Genomic DNA, 16,450 nt, shown 5'->3' with positions numbered 1-16,450 from the left:
CAGTGTCTTATCTCAAGCGCTGTCACCTCGCTGGGATCGCCCGCTAAGCTCTGAACAAGGCTTGGCATCGGGGCGCTCTCAGCCCTGGACCAGCGAGCAAGAAATCGGGCGCGACGGGGTCTCCCCGCCGCGCCTTTTTCGTGGCGAATGCCGCTCACGCGGCCGACTCGCCCGCAAGCACCTCGCGAATCTTCTGCGACAGCTCCGACTTCCGGTATGGCTTCTGAAGCAGCGCCACGCCGGGATCGAGGTGCCCTTCGTGGACGATGGTGTTGTCGGTATAGCCGGAGGTGTAGAGCACCCTCATCCCCGGCCGGCGGAGCCGGACGGCATCGGCCAACTCCCGCCCGTTCATGCCGCCGGGCATGATGATATCCGTGAACAGCAGATCGAAACTGGCGCCCTGGTCGACCAGCGCGAGGGCGGCTGCGCCGTCGCCGGCCACGAGCGTGCGATAGCCGAGGCCGCCGAGCTGGGCGATGACATAGCCCTGCACCAGCGGATCGTCCTCGACCACGAGGATCGTCTCGTGCCCGCGCGCCGCCGCGGGCGCCTGAGCCGGTGCCGTCCTGGTTGCCGCCTCGCCCTCCGACCGCGGCAGGAACAGCCGCATCACTGTGCCTTGTCCCTCCTCGCTCTCGATCGCGACGGTGCCGCCGGTCTGGCGGGCAAAGCCGTAGACCATGCTCAGCCCGAGCCCGGTGCCGCGGCCGACCCCCTTGGTGGTGAAGAACGGCTCGAACACGCGCTCGCGGATGTCGGCCGGAATGCCGTGACCGGTATCGGCCACCGCAATCATCACGAAGGCGCCGCGCATGACGTCGCCGTCGCCGGTGCTACGCACGCCGTCAAGCTCCCGGTTCGCGGTCTCGAGCGTGAGCCTGCCGCCGTCCGGCATCGCGTCACGCGCATTGACGGCGAGATTGACGATCGCGGAGGAGAGCTGCGACGGATCCGCCATCGCGGACCAGGCGTCGTCCGCGAGCCGGGTCACGATCTCGATGTGCTCGCCAAGGATCGGCTTCAGCAGCTTCGCCGTCTCGACCACGAGGGCGTTGACGTCGATCTCGCGCGGCTCCAGCGGCTGGCGGCGCGCGAAGGTCAGCAGCTGCGAGGTGATCTCGGCGCCGCGCGCGGCCGCATCGTCGATCAGCTGCGCGATCGCGGCGAACTGGGGCCGGTCCGCAAGCCCTTCCTGGATGATCTCGATGGTGCCGGTGATGACGGTGAGCACGTTGTTGAAGTCGTGCGCGACGCCACCGGTGAGCTGGCCGATCGCGTCCATCTTCTGGGATTGGCGAAGCCGCTCCTCGGTCTCGTGCTGCTCGGTGAGATCGGTGGCGGAGCCGCGATAACCCATGAAGCGTCCGTCGGCCGCGAAGACCGGCTGGCCGTTGACGCTGAAATGGCGCGCGCGTCCGGTCATATCGCGGCCGCGATACTCGAACTTCCGGAACGGCTCGTGGCGGTCCAGCACCGCCACGTGCGCGCGCCATTTCTCCGGCTCGGCGTCGTGGTCGAACGCGGCATCGGTGCGGCGCTTGCCGATCAGCGCCTTATGGTCCATGCCGAAGGCCCCGGCCCGCTCGGATATGTAGGTGAACCGATGATCCGGCCCGGTCTCCCAGAACCAGTCGGACGCGGTCTCGGCATAGTCGCGGAAGCGCTGTTCGCTCGCGCGCGCGTCGTCTTCGGTGCGCTGGCGGATCTTCAGGTCGCGCTCGAGATTCGCATTGGCCTCGCGCAACTCGCCATAGGCCCGCTCGAGATTGGCGCACATGGCGTTGAAGGCGTCGATCACCTTGTCCAGTTCGTCCGCATCGTAGGGCGGCCGGCGCTCCAGGTGCAAAGGCGGCGGCGGCCGCGCCAGGCTGTACTTGCTGACGAAGTCGGCGATGGCGACCAGGTGCCGCGTCACCAGGAGATGGAACATGTAGATGATGAACAGGGAGACGACGAACGTCTTCGCCGCCTGGCTTGCCAGGATGACCAGGGCCCGGTTCAGCAATTGCCGATAGACCTCGCTCAGCGTCGCCTCGACATGGAGCACGCCGATCGTGCGCGCGGCTCCCTGCACGGAGTAGTTCAGCGGGTAGTCGCGCGTCACGATCGAACGGGTGTTCGGCTCGCCGACCGCGACACGGATCGGATGGGGACGATCGGCGATCTCGCGCACCTCGGCGGCGCGGATGTCGGGCAGCCGCAGGATGCCGCCGAGCTGGAGCTTGATCTGGTTCTGGTCGAGATTCCACAGGCTCTCGCCGAGGCTGCCGGTGGTGCTGCGGCCGATCTCGTCGAGCCGCGTCTCGATGACGCCGACTTCGCGGTCGTAGTCGAGATAGAGCTGAAGCGCGGTCAGCATCAGCGTCACGATCGAGGAGAACAGCAGCACTGCGGCCAGGAGGCGCGGCCCGACGCCGCTGCGCGACCAGTTGAAGATCCGCGACAGCAACGCTCCGATCGCCGGCGCAAGCGCAGCGCCGATCCCGCCCAAATCCTGCTTCGCTGCCGCCGGGGCAACGGCGCGGCTGAGCTTGGAGTCCTCGTCGCCTGCGTTGCCCATGCACCACGTCCCCGGAATGGCAGCATCCTGCTCCGGCCGGCCGGTCGCGGCCGCGAGCAATTCGTTCGTTGAGACTTTCCCTTCACGCGACCTGCGTGGTGATCCTGTCGGCCCGTGGGCGGCTTGAGGTCGGCGGGGTCATATATTGCGCCCAGCAACAGGATTCTCGCGCAAACTATCACCTCGGGTGCTAGAATGACATCGGTTAAAGTCCGGAGTTGCCTGCATGGCGGGCGAGTTATGGCCGTTGCGGCCGGCGCGCGCCACTCCCGGTAGACCGCGCGAGCCTCCGAATCCAGTGGTAGCAATGCACGACCAAGGAGACGCGTGATGTGGCGGATGGCCATCGCCTGCCTGTCGTTGCTCGCAGCCGGCCCAACGCAGGCGCAGGAACAGATCCGGCTGGCGCGCATCGCCGACATCCCCGATCAATATGTCGGCGGCGAGATGCTGCGGGCCGTCTACGCCAAGCTCAACATCAGGCTCGAATTCGAGGACGTCCCCGGCAAGCGGGCCCTCGCGCTGTCGAGCGCAGGCGAGGTCGATGGCGAGATCCAGCGGATCGGAACGCTCGCGCGCGACTACCCTACGCTGATCCAGGTCACGCCGGCGATCAACTACATCGAGCCCGCGGTGTTCACGACGAAACTGCGTTTCGACGTCGCCGGCTGGAATTCGATCAGGGACTACAGCATCGGCATCGTCCGCGGCGTCGGCTCCTCGGAGGCCGGCACCCGCGACATGGCCCGCGTCACGGCGACCACCAGCCTCGAGAACATGGTCAAGATGCTCGACGCCGACCGTTTCGACGTGATGGTCACCGACCTCTTCAGCGGACTCGTCGCGGTGAGGAAGCTCAATCTGCAGGCCAGGATCTACCCGCTCTCCCCGCCGCTCGAGCGCATCCACATCTACCACTACCTGCACGAACGTCATCGCGATCTGGTGCCGAAGGTCGGCAAGGTGATCGCGCAGATGGAGGCGAGCGGCGAACTGGCGGCGCTGCGGGAGGCCCTCGTCAAGCGGGTCCTCAACGCGCCGTGATGGGGTCGCTCAGGTCGTGCGAAGCCGTTCGCGTAACGCCACCGCGGCGATCAGCACGCCAACGCACCAGGCCATGACCGCCCGGTGAGGCTCCTCGCCGAGCAGCACTGTGAAGATGCTCGTGAGCAGGCACGGCGCGATCGCCTTGCTGCTCCGGCTCGCCAGCGAGAGCAGGAACGGCAGCGCGGCGATCGATATTTGCAGGACACCCATCAGCGAAGACCGGTCTCGCCTAAGGCTCTGGAAAAGGCTTCAGAAGCCGCAGACATTGAGCGCGCGCGGACGTTTGCCGCGGCGGCTCTCGACGATGCGTTCGCCGCCGTTCTCGGCCGAGCTGCCGTAATAGCGGTGATGTCCGCTCTGGTCGTGCAAATCGGCAGGCTCCGATTGTGCTGCCCGCCGAGCGTCGCAGATGATCTTGATGGTGTGACCCGACATTGCCGCCTCCGATGACCTTCCGAGTTCTTGTGGCCATCAGTCGCCTCGGCTTTGGGCAGCGTTCACCCCGCAAGGCGGCAATCGGGTTTCAGGACGGTTTCGTCGAGCCTGCACGACGCAATATTTTGTGCTTGGGGATTGTCGGGGCGGGCCGCGGTGATAAGTCATTTGGACGCGCGCAGCAAAAAAAACGAGGTGACGATGCTCTACGCCATCCTGGCCTATCATGTGGAAGACGAGATCTTGTCCTGGACACCCGAGGAGGACGCGGCAGTCGTGGCCAAGGTCATCGAGGCTCAGGCGCCCTTGAGGGCAAGCGGACATTTCGGGCCGGCCGCCCGTCTGGACGAGACCCGAAAGGCCCGCACCTTGCGTGGCCCCGGCGCGGGCGTGGTAACCGACGGGCCGTTTGCCGAGACCAAGGAGCAGCTTCTGGGCTTCCACCTCGTGGAATACGACACGGACGATGAGGCCATCGCGGCGGCGCGGAGGCTGCGTCAGGTCAATCCGACTGCGGTTTACGAAATCCGCCCGGTCAAGCTTTATGTGCCGGCCGACGGGTTCGGCGCGACATAAGGGCGAGCTACCGCCTTACGCATCCGGTTCGGTTTGCGCTCTGTAGAAGCGCTGGATCAGCAGGCCGCCGAAAGCGATGAACCACACGAAGGGCGCGACGTTCGGCGCAAACGCCGCCACGATCGTGCCCGGGATGAACACGAGCAGCGGAAACAGCGAGGCCATGATCTCGTGGCGCCAGCCGCCCAGGATCGTCCACCACAGCCAGGCATTGAGGCCGGCGATCGCGGTCAAATGCAGGCCGTAGAGCACGGCGACCGCGCTGCTCATGCCGTAATTGGTGTAGAGGCCGTTGGTGACCGGCAGCAGCACGATCGAGAGCAGAAAGAACAGGTTGAGGATCACCGCGCCGCGACTGCCCACCGGCTGGCGCGCCAGCCGGCGGTGATGGCTGATCCAGAACACACCCGCGATGATGAAGCTGAGCGCGAAGCCGGCGAGCTTGCCGGAATAGACATGGGCGAGATCGCTCCAGCCGGGGGCGCTGGTGAACACCGCGGCCTTGGGCAGATCGTAGGCCAGAAGCGTCATGGCGACGCCGAAAATGGTGTTGCTGAGCGACTCCAGCCGCCGCATCTCGAACTGGTCGGGCTTGAGCTCGGTCATGCCGGGCGCGCTTTTCTCGGGCTGGAACCTTGGGCCGTCTTTTCCCTAGGTGTTAAATCCGATTCCGTCCAGCCGCATTGCGATTCGCGAGGAGATCGCCGAATCTCACGGTTTCACCGGGGCGATTCGTGGCAGCATATCTGGACACGCTCAATGCGGAGCAGCGCCGCGCCGTCGAGCATGGTGTGGCCGACGGCACGACCGTGGGCGCCCCTCTGCTCGTCATCGCCGGTGCCGGCTCCGGCAAGACCAACACGCTGGCCCATCGCGTCGCCCATCTGATCGTTGCGGGGGCCGATCCGCGCCGGATCCTGCTGATGACGTTTTCGCGGCGCGCGGCGGCCGAGATGGCCGGCCGGGTCGAGCGCATCGCCCGAAAGGTGCTCGGGGAGAACAACGCCGCGATCATGCGCGATGCGCTGACCTGGGCCGGCACCTTCCACGGCATCGGCGCGCGGCTGCTGCGCGAATATGCCGAGCGGATCGGCGTCGACCCTGCCTTCACCATCCACGAGCGCGAGGATTCCGCCGACCTGATGAATCTGGTCCGGCACGAGCGCGGCCCGTCCAAGACCGAGAGCCGCTTTCCCGCCAAGGGCACGTGCCTTTCGATCTACTCCCGCTGCGTCAACGCCGAGATGGAGATCGAGAAGGTGCTAGGGGCGCACTATCCCTGGTGCGCGGGCTGGGCGGCCGAGCTGAAGGGCCTGTTCGCGGCCTATGTCGAGGCCAAGCAGGCCCAGCACGTGCTCGATTACGACGACCTGCTGCTCTACTGGTCGCAGATGATGAGCGATGCGCTGATCGCCGAAGAGATCGGCGGACGCTTCGATCACGTGCTCGTCGACGAATACCAGGACACCAACCGCCTGCAATCCTCGATCCTCTTGGCGCTGAAGCCCGATGGACGCGGCCTCACCGTCGTCGGCGACGACGCGCAGTCGATCTATTCGTTCCGCGCCGCCACCGTGCGCAACATCCTGGACTTTCCGCAAAGCTTCTCGCCCAGCGCCGAGATGATCACGCTCGACCGCAATTACCGCTCGACGCAGGCCGTGCTGGCGGCGGCCAACGGCGTCATCGGCCTCGCGCGCGAGCGCTTCACCAAGAACCTCTGGACCGACCGCACCTCCGCGCAAAAGCCGCAGCTCGTCACCGTGCACGACGAGGCCGACCAGGCCCGCTACATCGTCGAAGAGGTGCTGGCCAACCGCGAGCAAGGCGCGCTTCTGAAGCACCAGGCGGTGCTTTTCCGGACGTCCTCGCATTCGGGTCCGCTGGAGATCGAGCTGACCCGCCGCAACATCCCGTTCGTGAAATTCGGCGGCCTGAAATTCCTCGACGCCGCCCACGTCAAGGACGTGCTGGCGCTGCTGCGCTTTGCCGAAAACCCGCGCGACCGCGTTGCGGGCTTCCGCATCCTGCATCTGTTGCCCGGCATCGGCCCTGCAACCGCGCAGCGCGTGCTGGACCAGATGGCGGAGAGCACCGATCCGCTTGCTGCACTCGGCCAGTTACCGGTGCCGCCGCGCACCGGCGCGGACTGGACCGATTTCGTCCGCACGGTCGCGAACCTGCGCTATTCGGAATGGCCGGCGGATCTGGAGCGCGTGCGGCTCTGGTACGAGCCGCATCTCGACCGTATCCACGAGGAGTCCGAGACGCGCCGCGCCGATCTGATGCAGCTCGAGCAGATCGCGAGCGGCTACGCCTCGCGCGAGAAGTTCCTGACCGAGCTCACGCTCGATCCGCCGGATGCGACCAGCGACAAATCCGGGCCTCCCTTGCGCGACGAAGACTATCTGATCCTCTCCACCATCCACTCGGCCAAGGGCCAGGAGTGGAAATCGGTGTTCGTGCTCAATGTCGTCGACGGCTGCATGCCCTCCGACCTCGGCGCCGGCACGAGCGCCGAGCTCGAGGAGGAACGCCGCCTGCTCTATGTCGCCATGACGCGCGCCAAGGACGATCTCCACCTCGTCGTGCCGCAGCGGTTCTTCACCCACGGCCAGGCCGCCAAGGGCGACCGCCACGTCTACGCCTCGCGCACCCGCTTCATCCCGGAGCAGCTGGTCTATCTGTTCGAGCGCACGGCTTGGCCGAAGGCGGCCGCAGGCGCGGCACGCACCGCGGCGCAAGGGCCCAAGATCGACATCGGCGCGCGGATGCGCGGGATGTGGCGGTAGCAGCGTCTTGTTTTGACGCGTTTTCTTTACGCGAACCGGTATCCACTTCGCTCGAAAACGCTTTACGCGTTCAGCCGGTCGAACTGGACCTTGCCTGCCTTCATCACCATCGGGATGTGCTCGCCCTGGCCGAGCAGGCAGGCGACATCGCGCAGCGGGTTGCCGTCGACCACCAGCAGGTCCGCAATAGCGTCGGGCGCAATCCGGCCGAGCTTGCCCTCCATGCCGAGCACCTCGGCACCGACCACCGTGGCGCTGGCGATAACCGCGCGCGGGCCGAGAATCTCGGCGCGGATGCGGAATTCGTCGCTCTGGAGACGCTGGGACGGCCCGAGCAAATCGCTGCCAAACCCCATCTTCACGCCGGCGTCGCGGTAGATCGCGAGCGAACGGAGACCGGCGTCGCGGACATCGGCGATCTTGGCGACGCTCTCCGGCGGCAGGCCATATTGGGCACCCTCGTTGGCCAGCGCTTCGTAGGTGACGAGCGTCGGCACCACATAGGCCCCCTTCTCGGCCATCAGGCGCGCGGTCGACTCATCCACGAGATTGCCATGCTCGATGGTGCGCACGCCGCAGCGAACCGCGCGCGCGATGGCGGCAGCGGTGTAGGCGTGGGCGAGCACATAGGTCTGGCGCCCGCGCGCCTCCTCGACGATGGCGCGGATCTCGTCCTCGGAGTAGCCGAAGGCGCCAACCGGATCGGTCGGTGAAGCGACGCCGCCGGATGCCATGATCTTGATCTGGTCGGCCCCCATCTGGAGCTCCTCGCGCGCTGCCCTGCGCACGCCGTCGACGCCGTCGGCGACGCGCGCCAGCGCGCCGACCCGCACGCAGCACGGACATGGTGCATCACTCGCCAGATAATCCGAGCGCGCCCGCATGTCGCCGTGGCCGCCGGTCTGGCTCAGCGCCCGGCCGGAGACGAACAGCCGCGGGCCGTCGGTCAGACCGGTCTCGATCGCCTGCTTCAGTGCATGGCCGGCGCCGCCGGCATCGCGGACCGTGGTGAAGCCACGCCGCAGCATGCCGCGCAGCAGCAGCGTCGAGCGCAGCGTCACCAGCACATTCGGCATGTGCACCTGCTGCGCCAGATTGAGCTCGACCGCCACCGCATGCACATGCAGGTCGATCAGGCCGGGCATCAGCGTCTTGCCCTTCAGATCGATGGTGCGGTCGGCAGTGACCTGGAGCGGCCGGTCCGAGACCTCCTTGATCAAATTGTCTTCGACCAGCACGTGATGTCCCTCCAGCAGGTCCGGCTGGAGCGGATCGAGCAGAGCGGCGTTCTTGAAGAGGATGCTGGGCATCGCGGCGTCCTGTCAGAAGTGGGCCGGCGCAAGCAGTGCCGGCAAGGTGAGTTGGGCAAAGGGAAGGCACGCGGCGACATCGTCCTCGTCGTACCAGCCTGCCTCATGAAGCAGATTCAGCGAGCCGAGCGTACGCCCGCGCCAACGCACGGGCATGTTGAGCACGCTCTCGCAGCCGAGCGAGACGATCAGCTCGTGGTCGGAGAACACCTCGCGCAGATCATCCTGCGTGCGGCCGATATAGGCCTCGCCGCGATCGAGAACGGCCTCGGTCCACGGGCCCGGTGCCAGGCGCTTGCGTCCGCCGGTCGGATACGGGCCGGGGAGATTGGAATAGACCCGCGCCGCTTCACCGCTGTCGCCGTCATAGGTCAGGATCGTGAACAGCTTGTGCCCGATCGCCGACTTCATGGCTTCGTCCAGCGCCGCGAACAGCGCATCCGGCTGATCTGCCCTGCCCTGCGCCGCCGCGACGGCACAGAGCAGCGGGTCGGCCTGGCGTTTGGTCCGCGTCATGCAACTTCACCCGCCGCAATCTCTTCCAGCGAACGGCCGCGGGTCGGCACGCCCATCAGCACGACGGTCACCGCCCCGAGCAGCAGCACGGTGGTCGTGATGCCGAACACGCCGGCGAAGCCGAAATTGGGATAGAGATAGCCGACCAGGATCGGCGAGACGATCGCGCCGATGCGGCCGATCGCGGAGGCAAGCCCGGCTCCGGTCGTCCTGACCGGCGTCGGGAACACCTCGGCCGTATAGGCATAGACGCCCGCATAGGTGCCGTTCATGAAGAAGGACAGGAAAATTCCCGCCGCCATGATCTGCTGGTCGCTCTGCGCGAAGGCGAGCCCGAGCGCGCTGGCGCCGCCGAGCACCATGTAGGTCGCAATCGTCGCCTGCCGGCCGATACGCTCGTTGAAATACGCGGCGCTGAAATAGCCAGGAATTTGCGCGCAATAGATCGCGATCGAATAGGCGAAGCTCTTGGTGATGCTCATGCCGTTCTGGACCAGCAGACCGGGGATCCAGACGAAGAAGGAATAATAGCTGAAGGTGATCGCCAGCCACATGATCCAGGTCATGATGGTAATGCGCGCCTGCCGGCCTGCGAGGAGCGCGGCGAAATTGGCGAGCAGTGTTCCGGTTGCTCCCTGCGGCGCGACGGCTTCGACGACGGGTTGGGGCAGGACATGGCCCCGGCGCGCAAACTCTGTCTCGATCCTGTCCAGCACGGCTTCGGCTTCCTTCTCCCTGCCCCGGCTTTCGAGCCAGCGCGGCGATTCCGGCAGCGCCCGGCGCCACCACAGCAGCATGACGACCGGCACCGCCGTGATGACCAGCACCATGCGCCAGCCGTTCTCATAGGCGGGCACGATGAAGTAGCCGAGCAGCGCCGCGGCAACGAAGCCGAAGGAGAAGAAGCCGGCCAGCGCGCCGGTGAAGCTGCCGCGGTAACGCCGCGCGACGAACTCCGCGAGATAGGGCGCGATGATCGCGCTCTCGGCGCCCGTGCCCATGCCGGCGACGATTCGTGCGGCGAAGAAGGACGGCCATGCATCGACCATCGCGCTCACGATGGACGCCGCGCAATAGAGCGCAAGCGCGGACATCATCACCGCGCGGCGGCCGATCAAATCGCCCAGCGTGCCTGCCAGCAACGCGCCGAACAGGAAGCCGATATAGGTGCTGCTGCCGAGCACGCCGATCTGCACGCTCGACAGATTCCACGCCGTGCGCAGCACCGGCAGGATGAAGGCCAGCACCGCCGCGTCCATCGCGTCGAACATGTAGCCAAGCCCGCCCATCAGCAGCAGATGCTTGTGGAAGCGTGCGAACGGAAGGCGCTCGATGCGCGCCGATATCATCGACATGAAAGTCCCCTCAGTCTTGGCGGCCCGGCGCTCCGCGTGTCCCTCAGGGGACCATAGACAAAGTGACATTATCGTCATAATTTATAATCATGATCTAATATATCACCATGGTGAATGTTCGTGTCGTTCCGTGCGCTCGACCTCAACCTCCTGAAAGTCTTCGAGGCGCTGATGACCGAGGGCAGCGTCACGCGTGCCGCGAGCGCGCTGACGATGACCCAGCCCGCGGTCAGCAACGCGCTGGCGCGGCTGCGCGACGCGCTCGGCGATCCCCTGTTCGTGAGATCCGGCACCGGCATCCGTCCCACCCAGCGCGCCGTGGTGCTGTGGGAGCCGATCGGCGAAGCACTGGAAAGCGTGCGTGGTGCGCTTGACGAGCAAGTGTTCGATCCCGGCCGCGCGCAGACCGAGTTCAGCCTGTCGATGTCGGACTACGTCTCCTCGCTGGTGATGCCGAATCTCCTCGGTCATCTCGGCAAGGTCGCGCCCAAGGCACGCGTCCACACCGTGCCCAACACCGTCATCGAGATCGCCGACCAGCTCGAGGACAACCGGGTCGACTGCGTGCTGAGCGTCTATGTCAACGAGGCGCAGCAGCCGGCCGCCATTCGCTCACGCTCGCTGTGGACCGTCGACTATGCCTGCTTCATGCGCCGCGGCCATCCGCTCGCGGCGATGAAGCGGCTGAGCACGCGCACTTTCCTCAACGCGGGACACGTCGATGTGAGTCTCGCCGGCAAGACCATGCCGTCCTACGACCTCTTCCTTGCCTCGCGCGGGCTGTCGCGCAATCTGGTCGCGACCGTCAATCATTACAGCGCCGCCTACGAGGTCGTGCGCCAGTCCGACCTGATCGCCGTGCTGCCGAGCGATCTGCGCTCGCAATCAAGGCACGCGCCGTTGCTGCACGCCATGCCGCTGCCACTCAAGGCACCGCCGCGCATCGTCAGCCTGTTCTGGCACCAGCGCAACGACACCGTGCCGGCGCAGCGCTGGTTGCGCGAGACCCTGGTCGAGATGTTCGCCAGATCCGATTGAGCCCGGTGAAAAACCGGAAACCCAGCCTTTCCCGCAGCGGCATTGCCAAAGCGGCCTTCGCGCCCTAGCTGCACAGCAAACAATTTCCCACATGCGGGCGCCGCTCGCGCCCCCACCCCCGCAGAGACCTGATCGATGACCTCACCGCTTCAATTCGGACTGGATACCTTTGGCGACGTCACCAAGGACGGCACAGGCAAGACGCTTGCGCACGCGCAGGTGATCCGCAATGTCGTCGACGAAGCCGTGCTGGCCGACGAGCTCGGCCTCGACTTCATCGGCCTCGGCGAGCACCACCGTGCCGATTTCGCGATCTCCTCGCCCGAGACTGTGCTCGCCGCGATCGCATCGCGCACCAGGCGCATCCATCTCGGCTCGGCCGTGACGGTGCTGAGCTCGGACGATCCGATCCGCGTCTTCCAGCGCTTTGCCACGCTCGATGCGCTCTCCAACGGGCGCGCCGAGGTGATCCTCGGCCGCGGCTCCTTCACCGAATCCTTTCCGCTGTTCGGCTTCGACCTGCGTTCTTACGAAGCGCTGTTCGAGGAGAAGCTCGATCTGTTCGCCGCTCTGCTGTCGCAGAAGCCCGTGTCCTGGGAAGGCAAGCTGCGCCCGCCGCTGAAAGAGCAGCTCGTCTATCCGCCGGTCGAGAACGGCACGCTGAAAACCTGGATCGGCGTCGGCGGCAGTCCGCAATCGGTGGTGCGCGCAGCGCATTACGACCTGCCTTTGATGCTCGCGATCATCGGCGGTGATCCCGCGCGCTTTGCGCCTTACGTCGATCTCTATCACCGTGCCTTCAGGGAGTTCGGCCGCCCGGCACAGCCGATCGGCGTGCACTCGCCCGGCTATGTCGCGGAAACGGATGCGCAGGCGCGCGAAGAGCTGTGGGGCGACTACAAGGCCATGCGCGACCGCATCGGCAAGGAACGCGGCTGGCCGCCCATGGGCCGCGACGAGTTCGTGAGCGAAGCCGAGCACGGCTCGCTCTATGTCGGCTCGCCGGAGACCGTGGCGCGCAAGATCGCAAAGACCGCAAAGGCGCTTGGCATCTCGCGTTTCCAGCTGAAGTATTCGGCCGGTCCCCTGCCGCACGAGAAGCTGATGAAGAGCATCGAGCTCTATGGGCGCAAGGTGGTGCCGATGGTGCGAGAGATGATGGGGTGAGGCGAAAGGCCGCTCACCAGAGTCGCTTCTTCGCAAAGGCGTGGCCCGAACCGGACTTCAAGTAGCGTTCGAAGGCTCTCGCCTTCTCGATGTCGGAGAAGGCAACATAGGTGACCAGCCTCCAAGGCATGAATTTGGAGGTATGCGGAGATTTGCCAGCGTTATGATCCGTCAGCCGCTTTTTGAGGTCCGTCGTCAAACCGATATAACGCTGACCCGCGAAAACTTCGCTCTCCAGAAGATAGACATAGTGCATGGAGCCGCCCTCCTTCGCCAAGGCTTCGGAGGGCATCCTGCTTCGCGCAGTGAAGGGCTGCAAATCCTGCGAAGCGCGTCAGCGCGAAGCAGGATGGTGGGGGAGGCAGGACTCGAACCTGCGAAGCCATGAGGCGGCTGATTTACAGTCAGCTCCCTTTGCCACTCGGGACACTCCCCCGCTCGACGGCAGCACAATCGGGCCGGACCTTGCCGGCGGACCGAAGACGGCCATGGAACGTGAAGGCCGCGACAGCCCGGATGGGGGCGCGACCGGGCGCGTTTATGGGCGATGCGGTGGGGCAAAGTCAACCGAGGCGAACAGCTAAAATCGTCACCTTGGGCGCCCAAATTGCCATATTCCGGGACCCGTGACACAAGCGAGCCCATGAAGGATCGAAAATTCACCCCGAGGGGGCCCCGCAGCGGGGCTAAGCCCTTCAACAGGCCCGGGAAATCGGCCGGTCGGCCGGCCTGGCGCGACCGTGATTCGGCAACCGACGGTCCAGTCATCCTTTATGGCTGGCACAGCGTCACCATGGCGCTGCAAAACCCGGCGCGGCGGATCCGCAAGCTGACGCTGACCGAGAACGCCGCAAGGCGGCTCGCGGACGAGAACATCGAGACCCGCGTCACGCCCGAGATCGTCCGTCCCCAGGAGATCGACCGGCTGCTGTCGCCCGACGCTGTCCACCAGGGCCTGCTCGCCGAGGCCGACGCCCTGCCCTCGCCCGACATCGAGACCCTGGAGCAGGAAGGCATGGTGCTGGTGCTCGACCAGATCACCGATCCGCACAATGTCGGCGCCATCCTGCGTTCAGCAGCAGCGTTCGCGGTGAAGGCGATCATCACCACGGCGCGCCACAGCCCCGAGGCAACCGGCGTGCTGGCCAAGGCCGCCTCAGGCGCGCTGGAACTGGTACCGATGGTGACGGTGCAAAACCTCGCCCGCGCCCTCACCGCGCTGAACGAGCGCGGCTTCCAGACGGTTGGCCTCGACAGCGAAGGCAGCGAGGACCTCTCGGACGTCGCACTGCGCGAGCCGCTCGCGCTGGTGCTTGGTGCCGAAGGCAAGGGCCTGCGGCAATTGACCCGCGAGACCTGCAGCGTCGTGGCGCGGCTCGACATGCCCGGCGAGATCAAGAGCCTCAACGTGTCGAATGCCGCCGTGCTCTCGCTTTACGTCGGCGCAAGCCGGCTCGGGCTGATGAAGCGGTAGAGCGTTTTCGAGCGAAGTGGATACCGGTTCGCGTAAAGAAAACGCGTCAAACTAAGAATCCAAAAAAACGAAACGCCCATCCGCATCGCGCGGACGGGCGCTTCTTCAACTCAACCAATCAAACGATCAGTAATAGCGGCGCAGCACGCGGTGGCCGCCGTAATACGGCGCGCGGTGGGCGTAGCCGTAGCGCGGACCGTAGCCATAGTGCGTGCGCGGTAGATAGCCGTGCCGCGGGCCATAGCCGTAGCGATACGGACGGTAGTACGGGCGCTGATAGGGATAGGCGGCGGCACGATAGCCATAGCCGTTGCCGTAGCCATAACCACGGCCGTAGCCGTAATTGGCGGGCGCGACGACCGCGTCCTCACGATAGGTCGGGTACGGCGCGAAGGCGCCGGGGCCGGTGTAGGTCGGGCCCTGGTTGACGTAGTAATACTGCGTGGTCGGCTCGGCGAGGTGCTCAAAGCCCCATCCGCCATAACCCTGGCCATAACCCCAGCTACCGCAACCCGTGTTGCAGCCGCTATAGACCGGCGCAACCGGCTGGCACGGATTGAAGCCGCAGGCCGCGGCCGGCGTGGCCCCGACCAACATCACGGCAGCCGCCGCGACCAGTCCCGAAATCATCTGACGCATTACTCTCTCCTGTTGATTTCCGTATTTCGGATTTTTGTCGTTTCTTAACCCGGCGGCTTGCCGGGCACCTCGGCACGCGGCCGGGGCCGACGATGCTGCGGATTCACATTGATCTCAGGCGCCAGGATCACCGGCGGCGGATCGGCCGGCACATCCATCTGCGGCGGCAGCGGCGCCGACTGCGCGCCCCAGCTCTGATGGTAGCTCTCGGCCGGCTTCGGCAATTTGCGGTTCGCTGGCGGCTCGACCTCGAGCCGGCCGTAGCCGGGCCGCAGACCCAGTGTCGGATAATAATGGCCGACGTCTTCCGGCTGCCGCTCGGCGACATAGCGTCCGCCATAGATCGTCGGCTGCACCTGGACGTTCTTGCCCAGGCCCCAGACACCTTCGACGACGCTATAGGACGCATCGATGCCATTGATGATGATCGGCACGCCGGGGCGGCCGGGCATGACGATATCGAAGCCGCCGCCGGCAAACGCCGTCGCGGGCAGTCCGATCAAAAAGGCTGCGAGCGCCAGAGCGCGCATGGTGGGATCCCGGTTGTCTGGAACACAACCTAACCGATCACGGCGCACAGAGGGTTAAGGCTGGCTCACCAAATGCCGGTAAGCCTAACGCGCAAGCGATGCGGGCCGCTCAAATGCCGCAAGCTGCGCTAGCGAAGCGTTAACGCGGAGCACGCCGCACGTGCCAGAGCGCGCAAGGTTGCGTGGCATAAACTGCACATCCTGGGCGGGCTCACGTCGATGTGACCCTGCATGCGAGAATCCGCGGAACGACTGCTGGAGGTCGCACTTAGCACAGGTCTCAACAACATGGAGAAAATGCCATGACGAGCCTGAAGCTTCTTGGCTTGGCCGCGATCGTCGCGTCCACGCTGGCAACACCGGCCTTCGCGCAAGCCACAGCCGACAATTCGGGCCGCTGCACGGGGCTATTCCAGGATGCCAATTGCCAGAATCTCGGTCCCGGCAATGCGACCGCCGACCGCGCCTATCGCCGCCGCCACATGGCCCGCAACCAAGTGAATCCGAATGATGGATCCGGCTTCTGGCCGCTCGATACGGCGGGCGCAGTGGCTGGCGCTGCCGTCGGAACCGCGGCAACGGTCGCCGCCGCACCGTTCCAGGGCTGGGGTAATTCCTACGCGAGCTACGACCGCAGCGGCCCAGGCTGGTCCGGCAATTGGGACGCCTATGCAGCCCGCAACGGCATCGTCTGCAAGCCCGGCACCTGGATCAAGGGCGAAGACGGCCGGCGGCACCTCTGCCAGTGAGGCCTTCTTCCATCGGGTTGAACGGTTTCAGGCGGCCCAACGGGCCGCCTGTTTTATGCCGGCGAGACGCCGCCTTCGGGTTCTGGCACTTTCCACCCAAGTCTGATATTGCGACGCCCGAGCGGGAGGACAGCTCGGCACATGCCGAGCCCTGCCCCGCATCTCCAGCGTCGCCGGCTTAGCTCAGCGGTAGAGCAGCGGTTTTGTAAACCGAAGGTCGGGGGTTCAATCCCCTCAGCCGGCACCAGCGCTCGACGCA

At 65.8% G+C, this 16,450-nt stretch carries 17 protein-coding genes and 2 tRNA genes; 8 read left to right on the top strand and 11 right to left on the bottom strand.

Annotated features, from left to right (window positions below):
- Positions 1–154: 154 nt before the first annotated feature.
- On the bottom strand, positions 155–2,563 hold the full coding sequence (locus tag XI08_RS02700) for an ATP-binding protein (protein WP_271573259.1): 2,409 nt from the start codon (positions 2,561–2,563) through the stop codon (positions 155–157).
- Positions 2,564–2,893: 330 nt separating this feature from the next.
- Between XI08_RS02700 and XI08_RS02695 the strand changes: the two genes are divergently transcribed.
- Entirely contained in the window at positions 2,894–3,607 is a 714-nt protein-coding gene (locus XI08_RS02695; protein ID WP_271573258.1) for a substrate-binding periplasmic protein, read from the top strand.
- Between the two features lie 9 nt (positions 3,608–3,616).
- On the opposite strand, the gene XI08_RS02690 is transcribed toward XI08_RS02695, so the two are convergent.
- Together XI08_RS02690 and XI08_RS02685 are read right to left on the bottom strand one after the other, a co-directional pair.
- Positions 3,617–3,820: a hypothetical protein gene (locus XI08_RS02690; protein ID WP_025576798.1), complete on the bottom strand. Its 204-nt coding sequence runs from the start codon at positions 3,818–3,820 to the stop codon at positions 3,617–3,619.
- Positions 3,821–3,859: 39 nt separating this feature from the next.
- Complete coding sequence (locus XI08_RS02685) at positions 3,860–4,045, bottom strand: hypothetical protein (protein ID WP_092191358.1); 186 nt, start codon at positions 4,043–4,045, stop codon at positions 3,860–3,862.
- 201 nt (positions 4,046–4,246) lie between these two features.
- Between XI08_RS02685 and XI08_RS02680 the strand changes: the two genes are divergently transcribed.
- On the top strand, positions 4,247–4,621 hold the full coding sequence (locus XI08_RS02680) for a YciI family protein (protein ID WP_271573257.1): 375 nt from the start codon (positions 4,247–4,249) through the stop codon (positions 4,619–4,621).
- Between the two features lie 15 nt (positions 4,622–4,636).
- On the opposite strand, the gene XI08_RS02675 is transcribed toward XI08_RS02680, so the two are convergent.
- Positions 4,637–5,227, bottom strand: coding sequence for a TMEM175 family protein (locus XI08_RS02675; RefSeq protein ID WP_271573256.1), 591 nt, complete (start codon positions 5,225–5,227; stop codon positions 4,637–4,639).
- Positions 5,228–5,355: 128 nt separating this feature from the next.
- Between XI08_RS02675 and XI08_RS02670 the strand changes: the two genes are divergently transcribed.
- Entirely contained in the window at positions 5,356–7,413 is a 2,058-nt protein-coding gene (locus tag XI08_RS02670) for an ATP-dependent helicase (protein ID WP_271573255.1), read from the top strand.
- Positions 7,414–7,475: 62 nt separating this feature from the next.
- Here XI08_RS02670 and XI08_RS02665 read toward each other — a convergent pair whose 3' ends face one another.
- From XI08_RS02665 to XI08_RS02655, 3 genes are read right to left on the bottom strand one after another with little or no spacing between them, the layout of a single operon-like run.
- A complete protein-coding gene (locus XI08_RS02665) occupies positions 7,476–8,723 on the bottom strand; it encodes a metal-dependent hydrolase family protein (protein ID WP_271573254.1) in 1,248 nt (415 codons plus the stop codon).
- Positions 8,724–8,735: 12 nt separating this feature from the next.
- Entirely contained in the window at positions 8,736–9,239 is a 504-nt protein-coding gene (locus XI08_RS02660) for a GAF domain-containing protein (RefSeq protein WP_271573253.1), read from the bottom strand.
- Positions 9,236–10,594 carry an MFS transporter gene (locus XI08_RS02655; protein ID WP_271573252.1) on the bottom strand — a complete coding sequence of 453 codons (1,359 nt, stop codon included), beginning with the start codon at positions 10,592–10,594 and terminating at the stop codon, positions 9,236–9,238. Before XI08_RS02655 ends, XI08_RS02660 begins: the two co-directional genes overlap by 4 nt.
- Positions 10,595–10,708: 114 nt before the next feature.
- On the opposite strand from XI08_RS02655, the gene XI08_RS02650 reads away from it, so the two are divergent.
- The gene (locus XI08_RS02650) at positions 10,709–11,632 is read left to right on the top strand and encodes a LysR family transcriptional regulator (protein WP_271573251.1); all 924 of its coding nucleotides are present in this window, start codon (positions 10,709–10,711) and stop codon (positions 11,630–11,632) included.
- Between the two features lie 135 nt (positions 11,633–11,767).
- Positions 11,768–12,799 (top strand): LLM class flavin-dependent oxidoreductase, encoded by a 1,032-nt coding sequence (locus XI08_RS02645; protein ID WP_271573250.1) that lies wholly within the window; start codon positions 11,768–11,770, stop codon positions 12,797–12,799.
- Between the two features lie 13 nt (positions 12,800–12,812).
- Here the strand turns inward: XI08_RS02645 and XI08_RS02640 are convergent, their stop codons facing one another.
- Together XI08_RS02640 and XI08_RS02635 are read right to left on the bottom strand one after the other, a co-directional pair.
- Entirely contained in the window at positions 12,813–13,055 is a 243-nt protein-coding gene (locus XI08_RS02640) for a GIY-YIG nuclease family protein (RefSeq protein WP_092191611.1), read from the bottom strand.
- A 94-nt stretch (positions 13,056–13,149) separates the two neighbouring features.
- Positions 13,150–13,235: transfer RNA gene (locus XI08_RS02635), tRNA-Tyr, on the bottom strand.
- Between the two features lie 207 nt (positions 13,236–13,442).
- On the opposite strand from XI08_RS02635, the gene rlmB reads away from it, so the two are divergent.
- On the top strand, positions 13,443–14,273 hold the full coding sequence (gene rlmB / locus XI08_RS02630) for a 23S rRNA (guanosine(2251)-2'-O)-methyltransferase RlmB (protein WP_271573249.1): 831 nt from the start codon (positions 13,443–13,445) through the stop codon (positions 14,271–14,273).
- Between the two features lie 126 nt (positions 14,274–14,399).
- On the opposite strand, the gene XI08_RS02625 is transcribed toward rlmB, so the two are convergent.
- On the bottom strand, positions 14,400–14,912 hold the full coding sequence (locus tag XI08_RS02625) for a hypothetical protein (RefSeq protein ID WP_271573248.1): 513 nt from the start codon (positions 14,910–14,912) through the stop codon (positions 14,400–14,402).
- Between the two features lie 44 nt (positions 14,913–14,956).
- A complete protein-coding gene (locus tag XI08_RS02620; RefSeq protein WP_271573247.1) occupies positions 14,957–15,442 on the bottom strand; it encodes a hypothetical protein in 486 nt (161 codons plus the stop codon).
- 302 nt (positions 15,443–15,744) lie between these two features.
- On the opposite strand from XI08_RS02620, the gene XI08_RS02615 reads away from it, so the two are divergent.
- Together XI08_RS02615 and XI08_RS02610 are read left to right on the top strand one after the other, a co-directional pair.
- Positions 15,745–16,191 (top strand): hypothetical protein, encoded by a 447-nt coding sequence (locus XI08_RS02615; RefSeq protein WP_271573246.1) that lies wholly within the window; start codon positions 15,745–15,747, stop codon positions 16,189–16,191.
- Positions 16,192–16,363: 172 nt separating this feature from the next.
- Positions 16,364–16,438 (top strand) — tRNA-Thr (locus tag XI08_RS02610).
- Positions 16,439–16,450 lie beyond the last annotated feature (12 nt).

The organism is Bradyrhizobium sp. CCBAU 11361 (genome assembly GCF_028128935.1).
In the GTDB taxonomy this organism is placed as follows: Bacteria; Pseudomonadota; Alphaproteobacteria; order Rhizobiales; family Xanthobacteraceae; genus Bradyrhizobium; species Bradyrhizobium niftali.
Note: the sequence above shows the minus strand (reverse complement) of the source record. Positions and strands in the feature narration are given on the sequence as shown.

Coding starts and splice junctions, on each gene's coding strand:
- XI08_RS02645 (WP_271573250.1), top strand. CDS start 11,768: ATGACCTCACCGCTTCAATTCGGACTGGATACCTTTGGCGACGTCACC.
- XI08_RS02675 (WP_271573256.1), bottom strand. CDS start 5,227: ATGACCGAGCTCAAGCCCGACCAGTTCGAGATGCGGCGGCTGGAGTCG.
- XI08_RS02640 (WP_092191611.1), bottom strand. CDS start 13,055: ATGCACTATGTCTATCTTCTGGAGAGCGAAGTTTTCGCGGGTCAGCGT.
- XI08_RS02690 (WP_025576798.1), bottom strand. CDS start 3,820: ATGGGTGTCCTGCAAATATCGATCGCCGCGCTGCCGTTCCTGCTCTCG.
- XI08_RS02680 (WP_271573257.1), top strand. CDS start 4,247: ATGCTCTACGCCATCCTGGCCTATCATGTGGAAGACGAGATCTTGTCC.
- XI08_RS02650 (WP_271573251.1), top strand. CDS start 10,709: ATGTTCGTGTCGTTCCGTGCGCTCGACCTCAACCTCCTGAAAGTCTTC.
- XI08_RS02665 (WP_271573254.1), bottom strand. CDS start 8,723: ATGCCCAGCATCCTCTTCAAGAACGCCGCTCTGCTCGATCCGCTCCAG.
- XI08_RS02660 (WP_271573253.1), bottom strand. CDS start 9,239: ATGACGCGGACCAAACGCCAGGCCGACCCGCTGCTCTGTGCCGTCGCG.
- XI08_RS02700 (WP_271573259.1), bottom strand. CDS start 2,563: ATGGGCAACGCAGGCGACGAGGACTCCAAGCTCAGCCGCGCCGTTGCC.
- XI08_RS02655 (WP_271573252.1), bottom strand. CDS start 10,594: ATGTCGATGATATCGGCGCGCATCGAGCGCCTTCCGTTCGCACGCTTC.
- XI08_RS02625 (WP_271573248.1), bottom strand. CDS start 14,912: ATGCGTCAGATGATTTCGGGACTGGTCGCGGCGGCTGCCGTGATGTTG.
- rlmB (WP_271573249.1), top strand. CDS start 13,443: ATGAAGGATCGAAAATTCACCCCGAGGGGGCCCCGCAGCGGGGCTAAG.
- XI08_RS02685 (WP_092191358.1), bottom strand. CDS start 4,045: ATGTCGGGTCACACCATCAAGATCATCTGCGACGCTCGGCGGGCAGCA.
- XI08_RS02620 (WP_271573247.1), bottom strand. CDS start 15,442: ATGCGCGCTCTGGCGCTCGCAGCCTTTTTGATCGGACTGCCCGCGACG.
- XI08_RS02695 (WP_271573258.1), top strand. CDS start 2,894: ATGTGGCGGATGGCCATCGCCTGCCTGTCGTTGCTCGCAGCCGGCCCA.
- XI08_RS02615 (WP_271573246.1), top strand. CDS start 15,745: ATGACGAGCCTGAAGCTTCTTGGCTTGGCCGCGATCGTCGCGTCCACG.